The 24,112-nt window shown below is 41.4% G+C and carries 19 protein-coding genes and 1 pseudogene; 18 read left to right on the top strand and 2 right to left on the bottom strand.

Annotated features, from left to right (window positions below; all coding sequences use genetic code 11):
- The first annotated feature begins 51 nt into the window (after window positions 1–51).
- From carB to FRE64_RS00070, 4 genes are all read left to right on the top strand, one after another.
- Window positions 52–3,303 (top strand): carbamoyl-phosphate synthase large subunit, encoded by a 3,252-nt coding sequence (gene carB, locus FRE64_RS00055; RefSeq protein ID WP_146297219.1) that lies wholly within the window; start codon window positions 52–54, stop codon window positions 3,301–3,303.
- 117 nt (window positions 3,304–3,420) lie between these two features.
- Window positions 3,421–4,815, top strand: coding sequence for an alanine/glycine:cation symporter family protein (locus FRE64_RS00060; protein ID WP_146294087.1), 1,395 nt, complete (start codon window positions 3,421–3,423; stop codon window positions 4,813–4,815).
- Between the two features lie 55 nt (window positions 4,816–4,870).
- A complete protein-coding gene (locus FRE64_RS00065) occupies window positions 4,871–5,320 on the top strand; it encodes an MOSC domain-containing protein (RefSeq protein ID WP_146294088.1) in 450 nt (149 codons plus the stop codon).
- A gap of 54 nt (window positions 5,321–5,374) precedes the next feature.
- Window positions 5,375–8,038: a DEAD/DEAH box helicase gene (locus tag FRE64_RS00070; RefSeq protein WP_146294089.1), complete on the top strand. Its 2,664-nt coding sequence runs from the start codon at window positions 5,375–5,377 to the stop codon at window positions 8,036–8,038.
- A gap of 4 nt (window positions 8,039–8,042) precedes the next feature.
- Here the strand turns inward: FRE64_RS00070 and queF are convergent, their stop codons facing one another.
- Complete coding sequence (gene queF, locus FRE64_RS00075; RefSeq protein ID WP_146294090.1) at window positions 8,043–8,447, bottom strand: preQ(1) synthase; 405 nt, start codon at window positions 8,445–8,447, stop codon at window positions 8,043–8,045.
- A gap of 123 nt (window positions 8,448–8,570) precedes the next feature.
- Between queF and FRE64_RS00080 the strand changes: the two genes are divergently transcribed.
- On the top strand, window positions 8,571–10,148 hold the full coding sequence (locus FRE64_RS00080; RefSeq protein ID WP_146294091.1) for a CIA30 family protein: 1,578 nt from the start codon (window positions 8,571–8,573) through the stop codon (window positions 10,146–10,148).
- 8 nt (window positions 10,149–10,156) lie between these two features.
- Here the strand turns inward: FRE64_RS00080 and FRE64_RS00085 are convergent, their stop codons facing one another.
- Window positions 10,157–10,795, bottom strand: coding sequence for a hypothetical protein (locus FRE64_RS00085; protein WP_146294092.1), 639 nt, complete (start codon window positions 10,793–10,795; stop codon window positions 10,157–10,159).
- Window positions 10,796–10,951: 156 nt separating this feature from the next.
- Here FRE64_RS00085 and FRE64_RS00090 point away from each other — a divergent pair, with 156 nt between their 5' ends.
- The 13 genes and pseudogenes from FRE64_RS00090 to FRE64_RS00145 all read left to right on the top strand — a co-directional run bounded on the left by FRE64_RS00090 (window position 10,952) and on the right by FRE64_RS00145 (window position 24,060).
- Complete coding sequence (locus FRE64_RS00090) at window positions 10,952–12,067, top strand: vWA domain-containing protein (RefSeq protein ID WP_246140356.1); 1,116 nt, start codon at window positions 10,952–10,954, stop codon at window positions 12,065–12,067.
- 18 nt (window positions 12,068–12,085) lie between these two features.
- Entirely contained in the window at window positions 12,086–15,307 is a 3,222-nt protein-coding gene (locus FRE64_RS00095; RefSeq protein ID WP_146294093.1) for a tubulin-like doman-containing protein, read from the top strand.
- Window positions 15,308–15,613: 306 nt separating this feature from the next.
- Window positions 15,614–16,078, top strand: coding sequence for a DUF4168 domain-containing protein (locus tag FRE64_RS00100; RefSeq protein WP_186708886.1), 465 nt, complete (start codon window positions 15,614–15,616; stop codon window positions 16,076–16,078).
- Between the two features lie 32 nt (window positions 16,079–16,110).
- Window positions 16,111–16,278, top strand: coding sequence for a hypothetical protein (locus tag FRE64_RS17335; RefSeq protein ID WP_186708887.1), 168 nt, complete (start codon window positions 16,111–16,113; stop codon window positions 16,276–16,278).
- A 490-nt stretch (window positions 16,279–16,768) separates the two neighbouring features.
- Window positions 16,769–17,269 carry a DUF4168 domain-containing protein gene (locus FRE64_RS00105; RefSeq protein ID WP_186708888.1) on the top strand — a complete coding sequence of 167 codons (501 nt, stop codon included), beginning with the start codon at window positions 16,769–16,771 and terminating at the stop codon, window positions 17,267–17,269.
- Window positions 17,270–17,382: 113 nt separating this feature from the next.
- Window positions 17,383–17,988, top strand: coding sequence for a hypothetical protein (locus tag FRE64_RS00110; protein ID WP_146294096.1), 606 nt, complete (start codon window positions 17,383–17,385; stop codon window positions 17,986–17,988).
- A gap of 208 nt (window positions 17,989–18,196) precedes the next feature.
- Window positions 18,197–18,922, top strand: coding sequence for a DUF4168 domain-containing protein (locus FRE64_RS00115; protein WP_146294097.1), 726 nt, complete (start codon window positions 18,197–18,199; stop codon window positions 18,920–18,922).
- 409 nt (window positions 18,923–19,331) lie between these two features.
- Window positions 19,332–20,006 carry a response regulator transcription factor gene (locus tag FRE64_RS00120; protein WP_146294098.1) on the top strand — a complete coding sequence of 225 codons (675 nt, stop codon included), beginning with the start codon at window positions 19,332–19,334 and terminating at the stop codon, window positions 20,004–20,006.
- A complete protein-coding gene (locus FRE64_RS00125) occupies window positions 19,975–21,315 on the top strand; it encodes a sensor histidine kinase (protein WP_146294099.1) in 1,341 nt (446 codons plus the stop codon). Before FRE64_RS00120 ends, FRE64_RS00125 begins: the two co-directional genes overlap by 32 nt.
- Entirely contained in the window at window positions 21,312–22,181 is an 870-nt protein-coding gene (locus tag FRE64_RS00130; RefSeq protein WP_146294100.1) for a tRNA (5-methylaminomethyl-2-thiouridine)(34)-methyltransferase MnmD, read from the top strand. Before FRE64_RS00125 ends, FRE64_RS00130 begins: the two co-directional genes overlap by 4 nt.
- Before the next feature lie 50 nt (window positions 22,182–22,231).
- Entirely contained in the window at window positions 22,232–23,281 is a 1,050-nt protein-coding gene (locus FRE64_RS00135; protein WP_146294101.1) for a hypothetical protein, read from the top strand.
- A 142-nt stretch (window positions 23,282–23,423) separates the two neighbouring features.
- Window positions 23,424–23,723 (top strand): type II toxin-antitoxin system Phd/YefM family antitoxin, encoded by a 300-nt coding sequence (locus FRE64_RS00140; protein WP_146294102.1) that lies wholly within the window; start codon window positions 23,424–23,426, stop codon window positions 23,721–23,723.
- Window positions 23,695–24,060, top strand: a pseudogene (locus tag FRE64_RS00145) (Txe/YoeB family addiction module toxin). The gene FRE64_RS00140 and the pseudogene FRE64_RS00145 overlap by 29 nt, the downstream one beginning before the upstream one ends.
- Window positions 24,061–24,112: the final 52 nt, after the last annotated feature.

Consider the following 24,112-nt stretch of genomic DNA (forward strand, 5'->3'; position numbering starts at 1 on the left):
GACGCTTGTACTATACAATAATGTCGATTGCAACTCTGTTCTAAGCGTAATATGCCCCGTCGTACTGATCTCCAAAAAATTCTAGTTCTAGGCGCTGGCCCCATTATCATTGGGCAAGCCTGCGAGTTTGACTATTCCGGAACCCAAGCCTGTAAAGCCCTACGAGAAGAAGGCTATGATGTGGTGTTGGTTAATTCTAACCCAGCTACCATTATGACTGATCCGGAAACGACGGAACGCACCTATATTGAGCCCCTGACTCCCGATGTGGTAGAAAAAATTATCGCCAAAGAACGCCCCGATGCCCTTTTACCCACGATGGGGGGACAGACAGCGTTAAATGTGGCGGTGGATTTAGCCAATGCAGGGGTATTAGAAGCCTATAATGTGGATTTAATTGGCGCAAAATTGCCAGCTATTAGTATGGCTGAAGATCGCCAATTATTTAAGCAAGCCATGGAACGGATTAATATTCCTGTGTGTCCTTCAGGCATTGCTGCTAGTTTAGAAGAAGCTCGCGCGATCGCGCAACAAGAAATTGGCACGTATCCCATTATTATTCGTCCAGCTTATACCCTTGGGGGAAGTGGTGGCGGTATTGCTTATAATCAAGAGGAATTTGAAGAAAAAGCCCAATTAGGACTTGATGCTAGCCCTGTTTCTCAGATTCTCGTTGAACGCTCTCTTTTAGGCTGGAAAGAATACGAGTTAGAAGTAATGCGCGACTTAGCGGATAATGTCGTCATTATTTGTTCCATTGAGAATTTTGATCCCATGGGGGTTCATACAGGAGATTCTATTACTGTCGCACCAGCGCAAACTCTGACGGATAAAGAATATCAACGCCTACGAGATTACTCAAAACAAATTATTCGGGAAATTGGCGTAGAAACTGGGGGATCGAATATTCAGTTTGCGGTTAACCCTGTGGATGGGGAAGTAGTGGTGATTGAAATGAATCCTCGCGTGTCTCGTTCTTCTGCTTTAGCCTCCAAAGCCACAGGATTTCCCATTGCTAAATTTGCTGCCAAGTTAGCAGTCGGTTATACCCTAGACGAGATTCCCAACGATATTACCAAGCAAACTCCCGCCTCCTTTGAACCGACTATTGATTATGTAGTTACAAAAATTCCTCGCTTTACCTTTGAAAAATTCCCGGGATCGAAATCTAATTTAACCACGCAGATGAAGTCGGTGGGGGAAGCAATGGCAATTGGGCGCACCTTCTGTGAATCTTTCCAAAAGGCACTGCGTTCCCTTGAAACTGGGCGTTATGGTTGGGGATGTGACCGAGAAGAAGAACTCCCCTCTCTGAATCAAGTTCAAGCTAGCTTACGCACAGCAACCCCCGATCGCGCGTTTAGTATCCGCCACGGGTTTCAATTAGGCCTGACAGTGGAAGATATCCATAAGTTAACCCAAATTGATCCTTGGTTTCTGCACAAACTCCAAGAAATTGCTGAGGGAGAAGCCTTCTTAAAAGCCACACCACTAGAGGCAATAACAGCCCCACAGATGCGAGAAATTAAACAGCTAGGCTTCAGTGATTATCAAATTGCCTTTGCCACTAATACGCGGGAAGGAGATGTAGAACAAAAGCGCAGAGAACTAGATATCTTCCCGGTTTATAAAATGGTGGATACTTGCGCCGCCGAATTTGAAGCTTTTACCCCTTATTACTACTCTACATACGAAGAAGGAGAATCAGAAGTTATCCCTTCAGAAAAGCCAAAAGTGATGATTTTAGGCGGTGGACCCAATCGCATTGGACAGGGGATTGAGTTTGACTATTGTTGCTGTCATGCCTCTTTTTCCCTGCGAGAGGGAGGCTATGAAACGATTATGGTTAATTCCAACCCAGAAACCGTTTCTACTGATTATGACACCAGCGATCGCCTTTATTTTGAACCCTTAACTCGGGAAGATGTGTTTAATATTATTGCTGTGGAACGCCCACGGGGAATTATTATTCAATTCGGCGGACAAACCCCCTTAAAATTAGCAGTTTCCTTAGAAGAGTATTTACATCGGCATCAAGATACCATTCCCACGAAAATTTGGGGAACGTCTCCTGATTCTATTGATATTGCTGAAGACAGAGAACGCTTTGAACAGATTTTACGAGAATTAGTGATTGATCAACCTCCCAATGGGCTAGCAAGAAGTTATGATGAAGCCCTCATTATTTCTGGGAAAATTGGCTATCCCGTGGTGGTGCGTCCCTCTTATGTGTTGGGGGGTCGTGCCATGGAAATTGTCTATTCTGACCAAGAATTAGAACATTATATGAGTTTTGCCGTGCAGGTAGAACCCGAACACCCGATTTTAATTGATAAATTCTTAGAAAACGCGATCGAAGTTGATGTGGACGCGATCGCGGATCAGGAAGGAAACGTGGTCATCGGCGGCATTATGGAACATATTGAACAAGCAGGGGTTCACTCTGGCGACTCAGCTTGTTCTCTTCCCTATGTCTCTCTCCCAGAAACAGTTATCAATACCATCCGTAAAGGAACTACCCAACTTGCCAAAGCCTTAAAAGTAGTGGGCTTAATGAATATCCAGTTTGCTGTTCAAGGTGATATGGTTTATATCCTAGAAGCCAATCCTCGCGCCTCTCGTACCGTTCCTTTTGTTTCCAAAGCTACAGGATTTCCTCTGGCGAAACTTGCCTCCCTTGTAATGTCAGGGAAAACCCTAAAGCAATTAAACTTCACCACAGAACCGAAACCCAAGCATATTGCCGTGAAAGAAGCGGTATTTCCCTTTGATAAGTTCCCTGAAACCGATGTCATTCTGGGGCCAGAAATGCGTTCTACGGGAGAAGTAATGGGGATTGATTATGAATTTGGAAAAGCCTTTGCTAAAGCAGAATTAGCAGCCGGTCAACGTTTACCCTTATCAGGAACGGTGTTTGTTTCCACCAATGATCGGGATAAACAACTGTTGATTCCCATTGTGAAAGACTTTATCCAATTAGGCTTTAAAATTATTGCCACAGAAGGAACAAAAGCTGCCTTAGAAGCAGAAGGATTAGAAGTAGAATTATTACTAAAACTGCATCAAGGTCGCCCTCATGTTCTCGATGCCATTAAAAATCGCAATATCCAACTCATTATTAATACTCCTACTGGTCAAGAAGCCCAAACCGACGGGCAATTAATTCGTCGTACCGCCCTTGCTTATAAAATTCCTATGGTAACCACTATGGCTGGTGCAAAAGCAAATGTGGCAGCAATTCGGGCGTTAAAGTCAGGATCATTAGATGTGAAGGCGCTACAGGAGTATATTAAGGAAGTTTAAGGGATTTTGTTTCCAAATTAACAGTTTAAGTCTTATAATCCGTGCTAGCAATGAAGCAATTTGAACATGATTCTGCTGATAAAAACTGAAATCACTTAGCAAAATAGACTTAAACCCATGGTAGAAATTATTGAGAACATTAATGATGCGGTTAATGAGGTGGTTTGGGGAATTCCCTTTATGGTTCTGTTAATTGGGACAGGGCTTTATTTAACCATTCGCCTCCGCTTTTTTCAGTTTACCCATTTAATCACCGCTTGGAATGAAACCTTTGGGACATTTTTTACTCGCAGACAAAGTGGCGAAGCTGGGGCAATTACCTCCTTTCAGGCAGTGAGTTCAGCCATGGCTGGAACCATTGGTGTTGGCAATATTGCAGGAGTTAGTGCCGCGATCGCGACAGGAGGGCCCGGGGCGGTTTTTTGGATGTGGATTTCTGCCTTAGTAGGAATGGCCACCAAGTTTGGAGAAGCCTCCCTAGCAGTGAAATATCGAGAAATTGACCCTGAAACAGGAGAAGTATCTGGCGGGGTGATGTATTCCATTCAAAATGGCTTAGGTCAAAAATGGAAACCCTTAGCAGTTCTCTATGCCATCCTATCTGGGTTTGCCGCCTTTGGCATTGGCAATATGGTGCAGTCTAATACGGTTGCCTCAGAATTACAAGATCGCTTAGATATCCCAGGTTTTGCGGTTGGCATTGTCTTACTGATCTTTGTCGGCTTAGTAACCCTCGGGGGAATTACTCGCATTGCCCAAACCACGGAAAAAATTGTTCCCTTTATGGCGATCCTTTATATGTTAGCTTCCCTGATCATCATTGTGCTGAACTTACCAGCTATCCCTGCAGCCATTGGTTCAATTTTTTACTATGCCTTTAATCCCAGTGAAGCCATTGGTAGTTTTGAAGGAGCAGCTGTGGGAATGGCAGTACAATTTGGGTTTGCTCGTGGGATTTTCTCCAATGAAGCAGGATTAGGGGCAACTTCCATTGTCCATGCTCAAGCTAAAAATACTCCAGCCCGTCAAGGAATGTGGGGAATTTGGGAAGTATTTATTGATACAATTATTGTCTGCACCATGACTGCTCTGCCTATTTTAGTCACGGGTAGTTTAGGAACAGGGGAAACAGGCGCGGTTCTTGCTTCTACCTCCTTTGATGCTGCCTTACCGGGTGCTGGCGGTTGGATTATTACCATTGGTATTGTCTTATTTGCCTATTCCACCATGCTTACTTGGAATTTTTACGGTGAAAAAAGTTGGGAATATGTATTCGGTTCTCGCGTCGTTATCGGGTATCGAGTCTTATTTTTAGGATTTATCTTTGTGGGTGCAATCGGCGGTTTAGAGTTAGTTTGGGGGATTGCTGATACTATGAATGGCTTAATGGCAGCTCCTAACTTGATTTCTCTATTACTGCTAGCAAAACCCATTATTGGTGCAAAAGATCGCTACTTAAAAGGCTCTGATGAGCTACAGGACGAACAAGTCTCAACCCCTGAATTTGAGTAATAGATATAATTGTAATCTCTCCTACTGATTAAAATTGTAGTAGGAGAGAGTTTTTATGGCGGAAAAAGGACAAATAGAGGCAATCTGGATCAAACGATTTAAGGGTGGTCCCATGGATGCTGTGTCAGAAGCCAAAATGATCCGAGGACAAGGATTAGTGGGCAATGCTGATCAGGGAGGTCGCCGTCAAATTACCATCATTGATGCTGATGCTTGGGAAAAAGTTAATACTGAATTAGGAACTAGGATTGATCCTTGGCAAAGACGGGCAAACATTATGATCTGGGGGATTGATCTCGCCCATAGTCGCAAACGAATTTTACGGCTGGGAGAATGTCGGGTAAGGATTTTCTTTGAAGCGAAGCCCTGCGAACGAATGGATGAGGTGTATTTAGGATTAAAAGAAGCCCTAAATCAACAATGGCGCGGTGGTGTCTGTGCTGAAGTTATTACAGGGGGGATAATTCGCGTTCGGGATAACTTATCGGTAGGATGGGAAAATTAAGGTAAATTGTTACCCTAGATATAATTAAGCCTATTGTTATTAGTAGAACCTAGCGTGAGTGTTTTTCCCATCAATTCCACATTAGATTTAAGCACCCTCTTTCCCTTTGAATTAGATAATTTTCAGGTTCGCGCGATCGCTGCTTTAGAACAAGACAAGTCTGTAGTTGTCTCAGTTCCTACCGGTTCAGGTAAAACCTTAGTAGGAGAGTATGCTATCCATCGCGCCCTTGCCAAAGGAAAACGAGTTTTCTATACCACACCCTTAAAAGCCCTCTCCAATCAAAAGTTGCGAGATTTTCAAGAACAATTTGGGTCGGAACAAGTCGGACTCCTGACAGGGGATATTTCTGTCAATCGCAATGCCGGGGTGGTGGTAATGACAACGGAAATTTTCCGCAATATGCTCTATGGAACCTCGATTGGGGCAGTGGGAACGTCTCTGGAAAATGTGGAAACCGTGGTGTTAGATGAATGCCACTACATGAATGATCCCAACCGAGGAACAGTATGGGAAGAGTCAATTATTTATTGTCCTCAAGAAATTCAATTAGTCGCCTTATCAGCAACCATTGCTAATGCTGGACAACTCACTGACTGGATTAATGAAATTCATGGGGCAACCGAACTAATTAAATCAGATTTTCGCCCTGTACCCTTAGAATTTTACTTTAGCAACCCTAAAGGACTATTTCCTCTACTGGATCAAAAGAAACAGAAGATCAATTCTCGCCTCAAACCGAAGAAAAAAGGAGGAAAAAATCGCGTTAGTAAGTCAGATTGCCCTGACATTGGAACGGTAGTGGAACAACTCGCAGAACGAGATTTACTTCCAGCCATTTACTTTATTTTCAGTCGTCGCGGTTGTGATTTAGCAGTAGAGCAATTAAACTTTCTCTCTTTAGTCACTGCCGAAGAAAGCGAGCAAATTCAAAGCGCTCTAGAAGAATTTTTACACAAGCATCCAGAGGGGGCAAGGGCTGCCCAAGTGGAACCGCTACGGCGGGGAATTGCCGCGCATCATGCTGGGATTTTACCGGCTTGGAAGGGCTTAGTGGAAGAGTTATTTACTCGCGGTTTGGTGAAAGTTGTGTTTGCCACAGAAACTCTTGCTGCTGGAATTAATATGCCTGCCAGAACCACTGTTATTTCCTCTTTATCCAAACGAACTGATCAAGGACATCGTTTATTACGGGCTTCAGAATTTCTACAAATGTCAGGAAGGGCTGGACGTAGAGGCATGGATGAACGGGGAAATGTGGTCTGTGTGCAAACTCGCTTTGAAGGGGCAAAAGAGGCGGCCTATTTAGCCACCCAAGAGGCTGATCCCCTCGTTAGCCAGTTTACGCCTACTTATGGTATGGTGCTAAATTTATTACAACGCCAGACAATTCAAGAAGCGAAATCATTATTACAGCGTAGTTTTGCTCAGTATTTAGCCAATCAAAAGTTAATTCCAGAACAAAAGGCGATCGCGCAGTTAACCCAAGATATTGCTCGCATTGATGTGGAAATTGCTCCTATTCCCCGAGAATACTTTCATCAGTACGAAAAACTGCAAGCCCATCTTAAAGAAGAGCGACGGATTCTTAAGTATCTAGAAAGACAAGCCCAGCGCGATCGCGCTCCCGCTTTAAATGCTGCCCTTGCCGAGATTCGCAGCGGTGATTTACTCTATCTGAAAGGAAAATATGTCACCGTAGCCACTCCGATGCCCGCAGTGTTAGTGGATCGTCAACCCAGTCCCGGGCAATCCTCTCTCTTAATTTGCCTTGCCGAAGATAATCGCTGGTATGTGGCAACAGAAAGAGATGTCAGCGCGATCGGAGAAACCCTTGTTTCCCAAGCCAAAATCAGTGATCTCCAACCACCACGGGACTTAGAATTGAAGCCCGGCAAACGCCGTCGCGGTAACGAAATAACAGGGGAAATTGCTGAAAAATTAAAAGCAAGAACCCCTCCTAATCTAGATTCCCCAGAAGTGGAAGCCCAACAAGCCAAAATTGCCAATCTCCAACAACAACTCAAAGATCATCCGCTGCAACAATGGGGACAGCCCAAGCAACTCTTAAAAACCTATAATCGTCGTCGCCAATGTGTAGAGGAACTGCAAAAACACCAGGCTAACACCCGAGAAAACCAATCTCAACACTGGCAAGAATTTCTCAACATTTGTGAAGTTTTAAAAACTTTTCAAGGCTTAGATAACTATCATCAACCTACTCCCCTAGGAGAAACTGCCGCTACTATTCGCGGCGATAATGAACTGTGGTTGGCACTTGTGCTACGCTCTGGATATTTAGATCAACTCTCCCCTTCTCATTTAGCAGCTGCCGCCTGTGCTTTAATTACAGAAACCCCTCGTCCTGACAGTGAGACAGACTTTCCACCCCCCTTAGAAGTAATGAACGCATTGAATGAACTAAGGAGTCTCCGTCGAGAATTATTCCAAGTGCAAAGACGATACCGCGTTGCAATTCCCCTCTGGTTAGAACCTGATTTAATCGGGTTAGTGGAACAGTGGGTAGAAGGAAAAGAGTGGTATGAATTATGTCAAGGCACTAACTTAGACGAAGGAGACTTAGTCCGAATTTTACGGCGGACACGAGATTTCCTCTCTCAAATTCCTCATGTTCCTTATCTAACTAATTCCTTAAAAGACAGTGCCAGAACTGCAACCCAAGCTATGGAACGTTTCCCAGTACAAGAGTTTTCCTAGAGGCTTACACCCGAGGCTGTTTGTGATGGACTTCTACCACAGTATGCACATTTCCTCGTGGAGAAAAGTCTCCTGTCACCGTCACTTCTAAAGGATTACAAGCAGCGACAAAATCATCTAAAATTTGATTAACTGCTTCCTCATGGGAAATATAGCGATCGCGATAACTATTAATATAGAGCTTAATCGCCTTCAACTCTACCACTGACTGATCGGGCATATAGCGAATTTTAATCGTCGCAAAATCAGGATAACCCGAAAAAGGACATTTGCAAGTAAACTCTGGCAAATTAATATCAACATTATAACGTCGCCCCGGACGCGGGTTCGGAAAAGTAATCAACTCCCCTTCAGCAATTTCCCGTTCCCCATACTTCATTTCCGATTGATTCGTCGCTTCTTCCACCATTCGTTACAGTAATATTAGTTGCTATTTACTGACTAGCCCCTGAGCAATTAACAATCAACTCCCTTTTTGCTAGTCACCAGTTTACCCCCATTATATCAAAAAAAGAGAGTAACACCAAGCATTATGAGCCAAAAAAAATCTTGGAATATTATTCGTTTTTTTCAAACTTTAACCTATTTTGATGTCATCCCCTTTTTAAGCAAAATCCCCGGAGTAAAAGCCATGATTTTAGATAATCAATCAACAAAAACCCCTGAATTTAAGCCCTCAAAAACGGGAACAATTTTAGTGGCAGGAGCAACTGGAGGTGTCGGAAAACGAGTAGTAAGAGAATTACAAAAACAAAATTATCCCGTGCGTGCTTTAGTCAGAAGCATCGATCGCGCTCAGACCATTTTAGGAGAAAATCTAGATCAACGGTCAGAGCAGGCGCCTTCCCTTGAGGAAGGCGTAATCTCTGACCAACGGTCATCCGCAGGCTCCCGAATTCAGTTCGGGAGTACGGATGACTTTTATGAAGGCGATATTACCATTCCAGAAAGCCTAAAACCAGAACTAATGAAAAACGTCACGGCAGTAATTTGTTGTACAGGAACTCGCATTCAACCAGTAGAAGGTGATACTCCTGATCGTCAAAAATATTATCAAGGAGTAAAATTTTACGAACCCGAAGTAGCCGAATCAACCCCCGAAGCAGTGGAATACAAAGGGATCAAAAATTTGGTAGAACTTGCCTCAAACTCTCTTCGCGATCCCTCCTTTCAGCCCATATTTGACTTTAGAAATGCCAATGAAGAAATGAAAGCAATTTGGGGAGCCTTAGATGATGTCGTCATGGGCGGCGTAAGTGCTAGTGGCTTTTCGGTTAATGATCAGCGAGGAATTTTTTCGGGAAATGTTTCCACAGATAATAATGGGGGATTTGCCTCAGTTCGGACGCGGAATTTTGAAACCCCATTAAACCTTTCAGGATATCAAGGGATTTATTTAAAAGTAAAAGGCGATGGCAATCGTTATAAATTTTTTCTCCGTTGTGACCCCAAGTGGGATAGCATTGGTTATGCAAGTTCATTTGATACTAAAAAAGATACCTGGCAAGATATCTATCTTCCTTTCTCAGAATTTAAGCCTGTTTTTCGCGCCAAAGTCGTTAATGAGGCCCCTCCTGTTAAAGAAAATGAAATTTATTCCTTGCAGTTAATGTTGAGTAAATTTGAATATAACCAAGAGCTTAATCCTTACTTTCAACCGGGAACATTTCATTTAGATATAGAAACCATAGAAGCCTATGGAGGGGAAAAAACGCCACAATTTATTATGATTAGTTCTGCTGGAGTAACCCGTCCCGGACGAAACGATCTGGATCTGAGTCAAGAACCCCCTGCTGTGCAAATGAACGATCAATTAGGAGGCATTTTAACTTGGAAATTAGCAGGAGAAAATAGTATTCGAGACAGTGGCTTACCCTATACAATTATTCGTCCTTGCGCCCTTACCGAAGAAACCACACCTGAGAATTTATATTTAGAACAAGGAGATACCTTAAAAGGTCAAGTAAGCCGAGAAACCATTTCCCAATTATGTCTAGAAATTCTTAAAGCACCAGAAGCGGTAAATAAGACATTTGAAGTGTCTAAAACTTCTGGTAATCGCTTAGAAAATTGGACTCAACAATTATCCTCATTACAGCCAGACTGCTAGTATTAGAATCATTGATGACTCAGCACTGATTCTTCACGCCCTCGTATATTTTCCATGGCAGCTTTAACGGCGTGAGAAGCGGCAATAATTTCTCGTTCTTCTCCCCCTAAATAAAGTCGCCCAAAACTTCCAACTGCGGAAACTTGCAGGATATTAATACTGGCTGCTTTTTCCGCTTCGTTGGCAGCTAAGGCCGCAAAGGCTGCTGGTTCCACTTCAAAGACATATAAACTTTCTCCTTTTAATAGCATATGCCCCCGACGAGTACGGTTAATCAGTTGGGCTTGATGAGCGTCAATATTGCGGATAATTTGGCTAGAGACAACATTCGGTTTGAGTCCGTCTTTTTCTGAAACCCCTAAAGCGTCTAAAATTGACCGTCCGGCAATGGTTACATCTCCCTTTTGCGAAGAATGAATTTCTAATAACCCATATAGGCGTTCTACGACTTGTACTCCCGGACGTACATTTGTTGCTTTGAGGGCAACATCGGTAATGCGGTTAATTTCAATTCCCGGAGAAATTTCAATCCACAGTGAGGTATCCCCCGGAAGCGGTAAAAAGCCTAATGAGACTGTTCCCATATAAGCGGCGTGTTGTGCTTGTAAACTATCTAAATAGACGTAACTACGAAGGTCGATACCCAAGAGTGGTTCTCCTGTTTAAAATGCCAATTGAGAATAAATAATTAACAATCCCTATCTTAAACTTACTTCTAAATTTTAACCCTCTTGTTCCATTAATTTTAGAAGCGGATTAAAATAGATTAGATGAAAATGCGCTATAACTAACAAAAGAAGTCGTTGATCGATCGCGCTTTGGATAATTGTTCTTCTACCGTTACCCCTAGTTCTGATTCTCTCCATCCCCTGCAACAGGTCGCATTAAACTGGATTGCCTTTTGGCAGGGGCGAGATGTGGTGTTTGCTGTTGATGTAACTGCCAGTGTGCGCCTTGATGATCAAGGTCGGTTACGCATTGAGCAAATTATTCGTGATGCCATTAATCGCGGGGATACCGTTTATATTGCCCCTTTTGCTGATACCATTGAGGTTACGAATATAAGGGAAGTGACCAGCGAAGAGGACATTGATGAGGTTTTAACAGAAATTCCTTTAGAACCTGATCCAGATCGGGCTAATACTGATATTCAGAATGCAGAGTTATTTACTTATCAGTTTTTAGCCCAACAAAATCACTGTCGTCTGGTGGAAAATGATGGCATTCGGGAACAAGCGGTGGTTTGGCTAACGGATGCCCCCTTAGAAACTGAAACTGGGGATGAGTGGATTGAAACCCCTGCTGATAGTCCGTTTCGGGATGTAGATTCCTCAGAAAGTCAACTGCGACGGGATTGGCTAGAGGCGTTACCGAGAGAAGCGCGATCGCGCCGTATTCCCACAGGAGACGATGAATTTTACGATCTTACGATTGTCGATATTCCCCCTACCTTACAAGAATTTTGCACCCCTGCACCCAGTGGGGAAGAAGTCTGTTTCATCAACCGCTATCTCTTCCAACAATTATGGCTACCAACGACAAGCGTTCTGGTTTTTTTCGTTACCGCCATCACCCTGTTAGGATTTTGGTATAGTTGGCAAAAACCTTGGCGACTCACCATTGAATTAGAAGCGGAAGAGAAAGAAGATTATCCTGTAAAGTTCTTGAAATCTAATCAACGTTTAGCTATTGGTGATCAAGATGCCTCCGCCACTGATTATATAGAATGTCCGGGGAATGAAATTCGTGCCTACCTAGAACGCAAACGCAATCAACTTTATCTGATTCCGACACAAGAAGCCCCAATTTTTTATAAAGATAAAGAAGTGACTACTCGAACTAAAATTACTGGCAAACGTCTGCGCTTCAATTGTCCAGAAAATAAAAAAGATTTTGAATTTGTCGTTAAAATTGATTAATAATTCTGAGGAGTGATTATGCAAGCGAAAGAAAGAAATTTACGCGGTGTCAAGCGAACCATCTGTATTGGGTTAGGGGGAACAGGAAAAAATGTTTTAATGCAGTTACGGCGATTAATTGTTGATCGTTATGGCGACTTAAACGAACTCCCAATTATTGGTTTTACGCATATTGATACTGATAAGGGGGCAGCCCAAAGTTCAGGGTTACGCACTGGGAATACTTATCATGGGGTTTCCTTAAGTTTTCGGGATTCTGAAAAAGTTTCCGCCACCATGAGTAGTAAAGAAGTTACCAATTTTGTTCAAGGATTAGAGCGTAGAAATCAATCTGATCGATCCAGTCCTTATGATCATATTGGTCGTTGGTTTCCACCGCAATTACTCCGCAATATTAAAGCAGTAGAAGAAGGGGCAAAAGGAATCCGCCCTGTCGGACGATTAGCATTTTTCCATAACTATTCTAACATTAGAAGTGCGATTGAAACTGCTGAAAAACGAACCCGAGGACATGAAGCCAAGTTATTACAAAAAGGGCTTTATTTAGAACCCGGTTTAAATATTTTTATTATTGGTTCTTTGTGTGGGGGAACAGGGAGTGGAATGGTGCTTGATACTGCTTATAGTTTGCGTCAAGACTATGGTGATCAAGGGGCGCAAGTTTTTGGTTATTTAGTGATTAGTCCACAGCTTTATGGTAATAATCCGAGTCAAAGTGCGAACACTTATGCAGCGTTAAAAGAGTTAAATTACTATAGCACCCCAGGTAGTCAATTTCAAGCAGTTTATGATCCCCAAAATCTGGTTTGGGTAGAAGAAAAACGCGCTCCCTTTGATTATACTTATCTGATTTCTAGTGAAACAGGTGGCGAATATACGATTCTAGATCAGCGAAAATTATGTAATGTTATTGCTCATAAAATTGGCTTAGAATTTTCTAGTGAATTAGCCCCTGTTATGAGTGGAATGCGGGATAACTTTTTAAGCCATTTAATCGGTTGGGATCAACATCCGCGGCGTAATAGTCAGGGCTATTTAACGTTTGGATTAGCGGCAATTTATTTTCCGCGCGATCGCATTGTCCAAATTGCCTTAAATCGAATTAGTTTAAATCTTTTAGAATTTTGGCTGAATGGTAAGGGACAAAAACCCGATGTTAATTTGTTACTAGAACAGTTTATGACGGGGGCAAGTTGGCATCAAAGTTTAGATGCGAAAGATAACTTTACCTATCGCCTACGGGAAGCAAGTCGGGATGGTAAATATAGCTTTACGGATCGCCTGAAAAGTTGGCGTAATAATCAAGAAAAGTTAATTAATGAAAATAGTAAGAAGCCTGACGATCGCGCTCGCCTTTATCAACAACTTCCCAAACAGTTTAAGCAAGAATTTCGGAAAGTACAACCCGGAGAAACGGAAAGTGTACGGGGGGAATGGATTACTCGCCTCAAACAAGCGCAACCGAAGCTAACCGCCACCTTAAAAGAAGAAATTTATCAATTTTTAGTGGGGTTACTTACCCCCAGTAATCAAAACTTTTCCTTGCGTGTGAGTCGAGAATGGTTAGAAGCCTTATTCAGCGAATTAAATAATTATCAGCGCGAATTGGAAGAAAAAATCCGACAAGATAACCAATTCCATACTCTAGAAGAAGTGGAAAAAACTTGGCGCAATACCCAAGAAGAAATTGACGAAATTGATCAGAAATTTAAGCTGTTTGGTAATAAAGGAAGTAAAATTCAAGAAGAAGCTCGCGGTGCGTTACAACGAGTGAATAAATTAATCCAAGAGAACTTTGAACTAGCTTTAAATCAAGAAGCCTTAAAAATTGTTCAACAATTACAGGAATATGTTCAAGCGCGATCGCGCGAATTGGCAAATTTAAGTCGCACCGTTGATAGTTTAAGAAATGACTATTTAGAAGAAGAAAGTGAACTCAAGCAACTGAACTTTGATGAAATGAGTGGAGAAGCCATTTTTAATGATGAAGATATCCAGCAATGTTGTGAGACATTATTACCCTCAGAAGAAGCGCGATCGCGCCTAGTTTTAGTTAGCGATCAAATTACTGAACACATTGGGGAAGAAAAATCTCTCATTAACCTCGTAGAAGAAAACTATATCAACGAAGACAGCTTACAAAATTCCATTTATCAAGCCGTTGATACCCTTTTTGGTCGTCACAGTTCTACAGTTATTAATTCCGTGATTAAACGGTTTCTGCAAAACTATCGAGGTTCAGAACGTTCTATTCGCTTAAACCAAATATTACAACAAGCGGCTCCCTTACTGAAACTCAATAAAGCCGATCCCCATTACGTGGATGATAGTGCAAAAAGTTCCAGAATTATTGGCTTTCGCGATACCGATGAAACCGAAGTACAACAATTTAAAGAAATTTTATACAACGATTTAGCCATCCCCAACTCAGAAATGAAACCCACTCAAGCCGAAGACGAAATTATTATTGTGAGTGAATACGCTGGCTTTCCGCTACGTCTCATTGAAGGCTTAGATCAAATGCGAAAACATTACGTTAAAGCCACAACCTCTGCCAAAGAATTTCTCCATAATGATGCCCAAACCACTTTTACCGATATTATTCCCCCTGATGCCAATACCTTAGAAGACTTACAAGATATTTTCTATCCTTCCCTTGCTTTAGAGTTATTATCTTCCAATGCAGAAACGGGACAACTCGAATTTACTTATGATGATAAAATGCGAGGCTATGAAAAAACCGCCTCTCTCAGTCCAATTTGGGAACAGGCATTAGAAACCCTATATCGACAAACTGATCTCGCCACCACCCTCCAAGACAACTTGGAAGCCATCATCACAGAAATTAAAAATCAGCCTCAACAATGGGAAGAATATTATCGTCCAAAATTCCAACAATTTGTCCAATATGTGGATAACATTCCTGATACTGATCCGAATTACCCCTATCGAGATACTCTCCTTGGAATTGAAGGAACACTTGATACTCCCTACCAAGAAGGAGTGTTAGAAAGATTCCGCAAACGTATTGAACGGGAAATTCAGCCGTTACTCCAATCTCAAGAACAAGCCTCCCGTGTGATTGAAGGGAAGCCAGAAGAAGAAATAGAAGATGCAGAAATTGTAGAAGACTCCCAACAAGGCTTAAGTGAACTAGAGAAATTAATTCAGCATAAAGAGAAGGGATATCTCTCTGAAGAAGAGTTTCAAGCGGCGAAACGAAGATTATTAGGGCTTTAGTTGTCCTAATTATAGTCGTTCCAATTCAGTTCCGTAGTGCAGCCATCTTGGCTGCTACTAGGGAGCAAGATGCTCCCACTACTTTTAGGTTGCTGTTTTTTATTTGGAATCACTATAAAGACAGTACGCTATCTCTTTGAAAATAATCTTCCTAGATTTTTCACATTTATTTTTTACTGTTACGTGGGTAGAGGCTATATGTACGGTTTCCTTTATTGCGCTCTAATATGAAGTAAATTTGTAAAGATCAAGACACTTATGAAAAAGCTATCAATTATAGCATCTGGAGCTGTAGCGTCTATTTTTATGTTAGGCTCTACTATGGTTGCTGAAGCTCAAGAGCAGCAACAACAACCATCTCCAGATCAGCAAATGCCTGCCACTCCTGAAGGAAGCACAGTTGATGTTGACCAAGAAGAGTTAGAACGCTTTGCCAATGCGTTTTTAGCTGTTCAGGAAATTCAAGATCAGTCTCGTCAGGAAATGGCAGAGGCAATTGAGCAAGAGGGGCTCACTATTGAGGAGTACAATCAAATGTTCCGACAGCAACAGCAACCTGAAGCTGCGGAATCAGAAATGAGCCCAGAGCAACAAGAACAGTTTCAACAAGCTGATGCTCGTATTGATGAAATTGAGCAGGAAGCGCAAACTGAAATTGAGAACGCCATTACTGGTGAAGGAATCGAGCTAGAACGCTTTGAACAACTTTGGGTTGCAATCCAACAAGATCCAGAACTTCAACAGGAAGTACAACAAATCTTGCAGAACTAATTTAGACGTTAAAGGAAATTAAAGAAATTACCATGAAAATTAAGCAAATTCTATTATTATCAATCGGTCTTCTTTCTCCCCTTGCCCTCGCGGCTTGCGAGCCTCCTGCAGATGATATGCCACCGGGTCCTGACGAAGAGGAAGGAATGCCAGATCAACCAGATGAGCCTGGTGATCCTGGTGATGACAATGGTCTCTAAGGGGCTTGTGCGCTAGTTTACCTAATAAAAAAAACTAAAGGGTAGTATTTTCACTGCCCTTTTTTTGCTTATATAGGGATTTCAGGTAAAAGCTATTGAACTCAGACATTTAGATTATTTCAATCAACTACCGCTATAGCAATCCTAAATCAGTTGTAAACTTCCACTTTAGTTCCCCCCTTTAATAAGGGCGGTTAGGGGGGAAGCCTTCGGCACGGCTTTCAGCCTACGCAACTTAAGCTACTTTTTACAAATGAGATCATATTGCTATATATCTAATATTGATAGAAATATAGAAACATTCCTCTATTTTTTCCTTAACAAAGGGGATTAAAGGGATAAACTATAATTTGAGTCTTTGGAGATGGCAATAATCTTAAGCTTCTCACAAAGATTTCTCATTCTCTTCCTAGAATTTTCAAATTTTTATCTTAACTTTATATTTGAAGTCAAAAACAAATTACTCAAACTCAAAATAGGAGATAAACCGATGAAAGCCCCATCAATTGTAATAGGAACTCTTGCTTCTCTTTTCTTAGTTGGTAGCTATACTTCTGCAGAAGCACAACAACAACAAGAAGCACCTCAACAGCAAATGCCCCAACAACAAGCGCCAGAAATATCAGTTGATTCTGATGAAATTGAACGCTTTGCGAATGCTTTTGAAAATGTACAAGGGGTTCAAGATGAAGCCCGAGATAACATGATGCAAGCCATTGAGGAAGAAGGTTTAGATATTGAAACTTATAATCAAGCATTTCGGATGCAACAGCAAGGAGCAGACCCCTCAGAAGAATTAAGCCAAGAAGAGCAACAACAGTTTGAACAAGCTGACTCAAGGATTGATGAAATTGAGCAAGAAGCTCAAAGTGATATTGAACAAGCAATTACTGATGCTGATTTAGAGGTAGAACGATTTGAAGAAATTTTTATGGGAATTCAACAAGATCCAGAACTGCAACAACAGGTTCAAGAGGCAATCCAGCAATAGAAATTATCGGTAAATCTTTGGGGTACACAAAAATTAAAATCAGTTAGTGTACCTCAATTAAAATAAATCACTCAAAGAAAATATCTAATAACTAAAATTAAGGAGGAAAGGTAATGAAATCTAGATTAATCGCTCTGTTACTAATTGGTTCAATTGTTCCCTTAGGCGCTGCAGCTTGCGGTGATATGGCACAAGAAGAAGCTCCAGCACCAGAGGAAGCTCCTACTAATGATGGTATGGGTGAACCTGACGATGGCTTCGGTGAACCCGATGATGGTATGGGCGAACCTGACGATGGCTTCGGTGAACCCGATGATGGTATGGGCGAACCTGATGATGGCTTCGGTGAACCCGATGATGGTATGGGCGAACCTGATGATGGCTTCGGTGAACCCGATGATGGCATGGGCGAACCTGACGATGACTTCGGTGAACCCGATGATGGCATGGGCGAACCTGACGATGACTTCGGTGAACCTGACGATGGCTTTGGCGAACCCGATGATGGCATGGGCGAACCTGACGATGGCTTCGGTGAACCCGATGATGGCATGGGCGAACCTGACGATGGCTTTGGTGAACCCGATGATGGTATGGGCGAACCTGACGATGGCTTTGGTGAACCTGAAGACGACTGGGAAGACGATGATTGGGAAGATGATGATTGGGAAGACGATGATTGGGAAGACGATGATTGGGAAGACGATGATTGGGAATAAGGGTTAATTTTGGATAGGATTAAATAATCACCCTGGTTGTCGTTAACTCATAAAGCAAGGTAAGCTATCATAGTTTACCTTGCAATTTGTACTCAATTACAGGCTTCTTGTTAACGGGGCACTGAAAATTAGCATTCGCTCACTGTACCTCATTACATAAAAAACTCTAAAGAAAAAAATTAAGGATTAAATTGAAGGAAGAAGAATAATGAAATCCAGATTAATTGCTCTATTACTGATTGGTTTAATTGTTCCCCTGGGTGTTGCTTGTGGTGATGATATAGCACAAGAAAATCCTGCGCCAGAAGAAGAAACTCCTACCGAACCTGAAGATGATCTCGGTGAACCCGAAGACGACTTTGATGAACCTGAAGATGATCTCGGTGAAACTGAAGACGACTTTGATGAACCTGAAGATGATCTCGGTGAAACTGAAGACGACTTTGATGAACCTGAAGATGATCTCGGTGAAACTGAAGACGACTTTGATGAACCTGAAGATGATATGGGTCAACCTGAGGCAGAAACACCTCAACAGGAAGCGTTGCCAGAACAAGCACCAGAAACATCGATCGATTCTGAAGAAATTGAACGTTTTGCTAATGCTTTTGAAAGTGTACAAGCGCTTCAAAATGAAGCCCGAGATAGCATGATGCAAGCCATTGAGGAAGAGGGTTTAGATATTGAAACCTATAGTCAAGTGTTTCAGATGCAACAGCAAGGGCTGGAACCATCAGAAGAGTTAAGCCAAGAAGAACAAGAACAATTTGAGCAAGTTGATGCAAGAATTAATGAAATCGAACAAGAAGCTCAAGCCGATATTGAACAAGCAATTACTGATGCAGATTTAGAAGTAGAGCGATTTGAGGAAATTTTTATGGCAATTCAACAAGACCCAGAACTGCAACAGCAAGTTCAAGAAGCGATTCAGTAACAGGAAATAGAGGTTTCTACATTAATGAGGTACAAAACTTTTAAGAATTAGCACTTCTTTGCTGTGCCTCATTATATAGAAAAAACAAAGACAATGTTTAAGGATAAAAGTTAAGGACATAAAGGTTAAGAATAAATAATTCTCCTCTAGCTCTCCTCAATTCATAAACTAGGGTAAGCTATAGCAATATGATCTCATTTGTAAAAACTAGCTCAACCTTACGATCCCCCCCCACCCCCCTTAGTAAGGGGGGAATTAAAGGGGGGATCACAACTAAAAATTTACAACTGATTTAGGATTGCTATATATAGTTTACTTATCTTATTCTTGCCATTTCTCCTCCTCATCACTAAATTGTATAACTGATATATGATGCTAGTAGAAAATTGCCCTCTGGTAGGAGAATAGTATGAAAATTCTGATTATTGAGGATGATGAGCGTTTAAGTGAATTAATTGCAGAAGACTTAGGCGATCAAAACTACACTGTCGAAACGGCTCAAGATGGTCTTTCCGGTTGGGAACTAGCAAGTTCTTTTCATTATGATTTAATTTTGCTAGATATTATGCTTCCAAAACTAGATGGCATCAGCCTCTGTCAGCGTTTGCGTTCTCAGGAAAATACCACGCCAGTTTTGATGTTAACGGCTCGCGATACGACAACAGATAAAGTAGTAGGCTTGGATGCTGGTGCAGATGATTATTTGGTTAAACCATTTGAGTTACAAGAGTTAGCTGCGCGAACTCGTGCTTTACTGCGTCGTCATCAAACCAATTATTCCTCAACGCTAAAATGGGGAGACTTAGAACTTGATCCGAATCGCTGCGAAGTAACTTATAAAGACACCTTACTTTCCTTAACACCAAAAGAGTATCGTTTGTTAGAAATGTTCTTGCGAAATGGGACGCGAGTATTTAGTCGCACCCAGATTCTAGATCATCTTTGGGCTTTTGAAAGCTGCCCTGAAGAAGACACAGTAAGGGCACATATCAAAGGTTTACGACAAAAGTTGAAGTCAGCAGGGGCTCCCCCTGATTTAATTGAAACTGTTTATGGTTTGGGATATCGTCTCAAAGAAATTTAACTTTCCGCCTCGATCAGAGGTGAGTGATCTTCACTGGCGACTGTTACTCTCCTATTTAGGGGTGATGAGTGCGATTTTAGCAATTTTTGCTAGTGGCACTTATCTATTTGTTAGTCGTAGTTTTCATCGGCAATTAGATCGAAATTTATTAACTTTAGCGCAAGCTGCCACTCCCTCTCACACAAGAATTCAACAAGAGGGAACAGATTATTTAGATCGGGTAGATGAAGTTCCTTGGCGAGATATCTTTAATCGTGATAGTCAGAGTTTGGAATGGTTTGATGCTCAAGGAAGACTATTAGCCACCCGAGGAGATTTAACGGTAGATGACAAGCCGGAAACCGGCTCTCATACTCGCTCAAAGGATTCCTCTCCCCATAATATTCGTTCTTATACCATTTCGGTATTTCGCGATCGCGCTACCTCTGATGAACCAACCCTCGAAGGCTATATTCGCGCTTCTCAATCCACTGAAGAAGTGCAGGAGTCGCAACAACAACTCCTATGGGGATTAATTACAGGAGGAACAATAGGAGTTGTTTTATCAGGTATGGGAGGAGTATGGTTAACTCGAAAAGCCCTTTCTCCCCTTGAGCAAAACTTAAAGCAATTACGACAATTTACTGCTGATGCTTCCCATGAATTACGTAGCCCATTAGCTGTGATCAAGAGTTCGGTGCAGATTATGCAAAATCATCCCGAACGTTTTCACGAGAAAGATTTAAGAAAAGTCAGCGCGATCGCGAGTGCTACTGAACAAATGAGCAACTTAGTGGAAAACTTACTCTTTTTAGCCCGTGCTGATGCCAATAAAATCTCGAAAGCTCCCTCGCGACGAAAGCTATCATTACAGGACATCCTACAAGATTTAGTGGAATTATTTGAAGCGAGTGCCGAGCAAGAAGGAATCACCCTTAATTTAGAAATTCAACAAGATGCAAAAGTGATGGGCAATGGAGAGCAACTCTATCGTCTATTTGCCAATTTACTCCGAAATGCTCTACAACATACCCCAGAAGGAGGAAGTGTAACCATTCGTTTAAGTGCTAGTTCCCGTTCTTGTCAAATTAGCGTTATTGATACCGGGGTAGGAATTTCTGCCGAAGAAAAGGCTCTAGTATTTGAACGGTTTTGGCGAGCAGATCGATCGCGTTCTCAATCTCAAGGCGGTACAGGTCTAGGATTGCCGATTGCTAGCGCGATCGCTTCCCAACATGGTGGTAAAATAACAGTTACTTCCACCCTCGGTAAAGGAAGTTGCTTTACAGTGCGTTTACCGACTATTCAGACTCGCCTTTCCCCATCATGAGTTTTACTCCCGAACCTACCTCCGACGGCTCTTATACCTTCTTTTCCCCTGATTTTGAAGAGACATTTCACTCCCAACAGGGGGCTAAACAAGAAGCCGAAGAAAAATTTATTATTCCCGCGGCTTTAGATCAAAAAGCTCAAGCCCAATCATCCATCAAACTCCTTGATATTTGTTATGGTCTAGGCTATAACACTGCTTCTGCCCTTGAAACCATTTGGAAGGTTAATCCCCATTGTCAGGTAGAACTCATTGCTTTGGAATTGGACTATAGTGTCCCCACAGCCACCATTGACTATAAACTCCTCGATGCTTGGTCATCTTCTATTCCTGATTTACTTACTACCCTTGCTCACCAAAAACAGGTGAATCAAGACTACTTTCAAGGAGAACTTTTAATTGGCGATGCCCGACAAACCATTCAACAAGTGATCGCCAGAAACTTTTTAGCTGATGCTATCTTTCTTGATCCCTTTTCCCCTCCCCACTGCCCTCAACTTTGGACAGTAGAATTTTTAGCTCTTGTCGCTCAATGTCTCCACGAAAATGGGCGACTGACCACCTATTCTTGTGCAGCTGCTATGCGAACTGCTCTCGATTTAGCAGGGCTGGCTTATACTTCTACAATGGGCATGAACCGCCGTTCTACTGTCGCTAGTTGGAAACAAGACGATTTACCTCCGTTATCGGAACAAGATCTCGAACATCAAAAAACTCGCGCTGCTATTCCCTATCGTGATCTTACTCTAGAAGATTCTGTAGTAACGATTCTTAAACGTCGCCAAAAAGAGCAACAGGATTGCACTTTAGAAACAACTAGCCAGTGGCGAAAACGTTGGTGGCACAAAATATTAGATAATAGCTAAAATAAAAGAGTATTCTTAATAAGAATACCTAGAAAAAATACGGAGTTGCCATGTTATTATCTGATAAAAAAAAAGACTACCAAAACACTACATCCCAAAAACCTTGGTGGAATCAACCCCTTTGGGGAGACCGTAGTTTTCTAGAAAAGGTCAAGAGCCATTTTGCTAAAACTCCTATACCAGAAAGTACGGTATCTTGGCATGATCGCGCTTTACAAGAAATTACTCAAGTAGGAAGTTTATTAGAACAAATAGACTCTCAAGAATTTACTGATCCTGAGTTTATCCTCCTATTAAAAATTCGTTTGCAACTTCACAAAGGAATAGAAGGATACCAAGGGTTAGCAGAAAAGGCTCAGATGCTGAATGTTGCCATTGAAGCTAAAGATAGTTTTCTTAGAATTGAAGCAACAGAATTTCAATATCGAGGCTATGCTCAACAAGAGTTTTATCAAGGAGTCTTTAATATTCTGACCCAACAACTTTCAACAGACAATTTTATTAACGAAGTCAAAAAATTATTAGCAACATCTCAACAGCGCTTAAAAACAGAACAAGGACAAAAAGCTCTTAATAGTTATTTCCAAGACTTAGAACACTTAGCCGCAACACATGAACTAGGGCTAGAGTTGCTTTATCTATTTAAAAAATATGACTTTAGTGACTTTTCTACCATACGCACAATTGATGCTTTAGTCCAGTATATGCAAAGCCTAAATTTACAAGAACAAGACAGGCTAGTAAGAGTCATTAAAAATAATACTCCAGTATTTGAAAAACTTAGCCACATTATTGGCTTAAACGAGGAACATCAAAACATTGAAACTTACACTAAGCTCATGCAGTATGTTGCCTTAATGGATAAACATAAAGAGACTTATAAAAGGTTTGAGAAGATCCTCTCTCAACTTATAGTGTGGGAAAAATCCTACTATACCTTGACAAATATTCGTAAAGAATATCCCTCCAAAAACTACCAGTTACCGAAAACATTTCGTGAACCTTTACCTGCTTTAAACGTTTATCAAAAATATCAGCCATGGCTGGTTATTCAGAAAACGAGCTTTATTAGGAGTAAAACCGTTACATATACAAAATAGCCTGCTCGAAATTTGTGATTAAGATACTATTAAACTAATTTTTTAATCACTTAAAACAGTATTAGCCTATATGAGGGGGTTATAATAGAGCCTGTACAGGAAACTGTACATATAATTAGCCTGCTAGCAAGGTGAGATCAATATGTTAGAGACAATCGACTATACTCAAATCCGTGAAAACTTTGCAAAAGTTCTTGATGAGATAGTACAAGATGGAAAGGTTTACGCTATCTCCCGAAAAGGTGAACAGCAAGCGGTACTGATGTCAGCAGATGATTATTCCAGCTTAATGACTACCTTACATCTATTAAGATCGCGCAATAATTCGTCACGACTTTTTGAAGCGTTAGAAGAATCGGAAAACAATGATACTCCTACTCAAACTTTGGATGAACTGGGAGAGGAAATGAATTTTGTCCAAAGAGAAACGCAGAAAAAATAAAAAACAACAGTCTTCTTCAGAGGAAAATAAAACTCAACTTTCTTCTGTTAAACTTTATCCTGTCTTTCACGACAAATTTAAGGAAGATTTGCTTTGGTGGGCAATTAATAATAAAAAAGTTTATGCTAAATTATTTGATTTAATTAAAGATATTTTAGATGGTAATCCATTTACAGGAAAAGGTCATCCAGAACCGTTAAAATATATGGATTATTCTGGAGTTTAGTCAAGGCGCATTGATCGCGAACATCGACTTGTTTATCGAGTTCATAATCAAAAGATTCATTTTTTACAAGGACGTTACCACTATTATAGTCGTTCCAATTCAGTTCCGTAGTGCAGCCATCTTGGCTGCTACTAGGGAGCAAGATGCTCCCACTACTTTTAGG

This window comes from Euhalothece natronophila Z-M001, assembly GCF_007904085.1.
Lineage (GTDB): Bacteria > Cyanobacteriota > Cyanobacteriia > Cyanobacteriales > Rubidibacteraceae > Halothece > Halothece natronophila.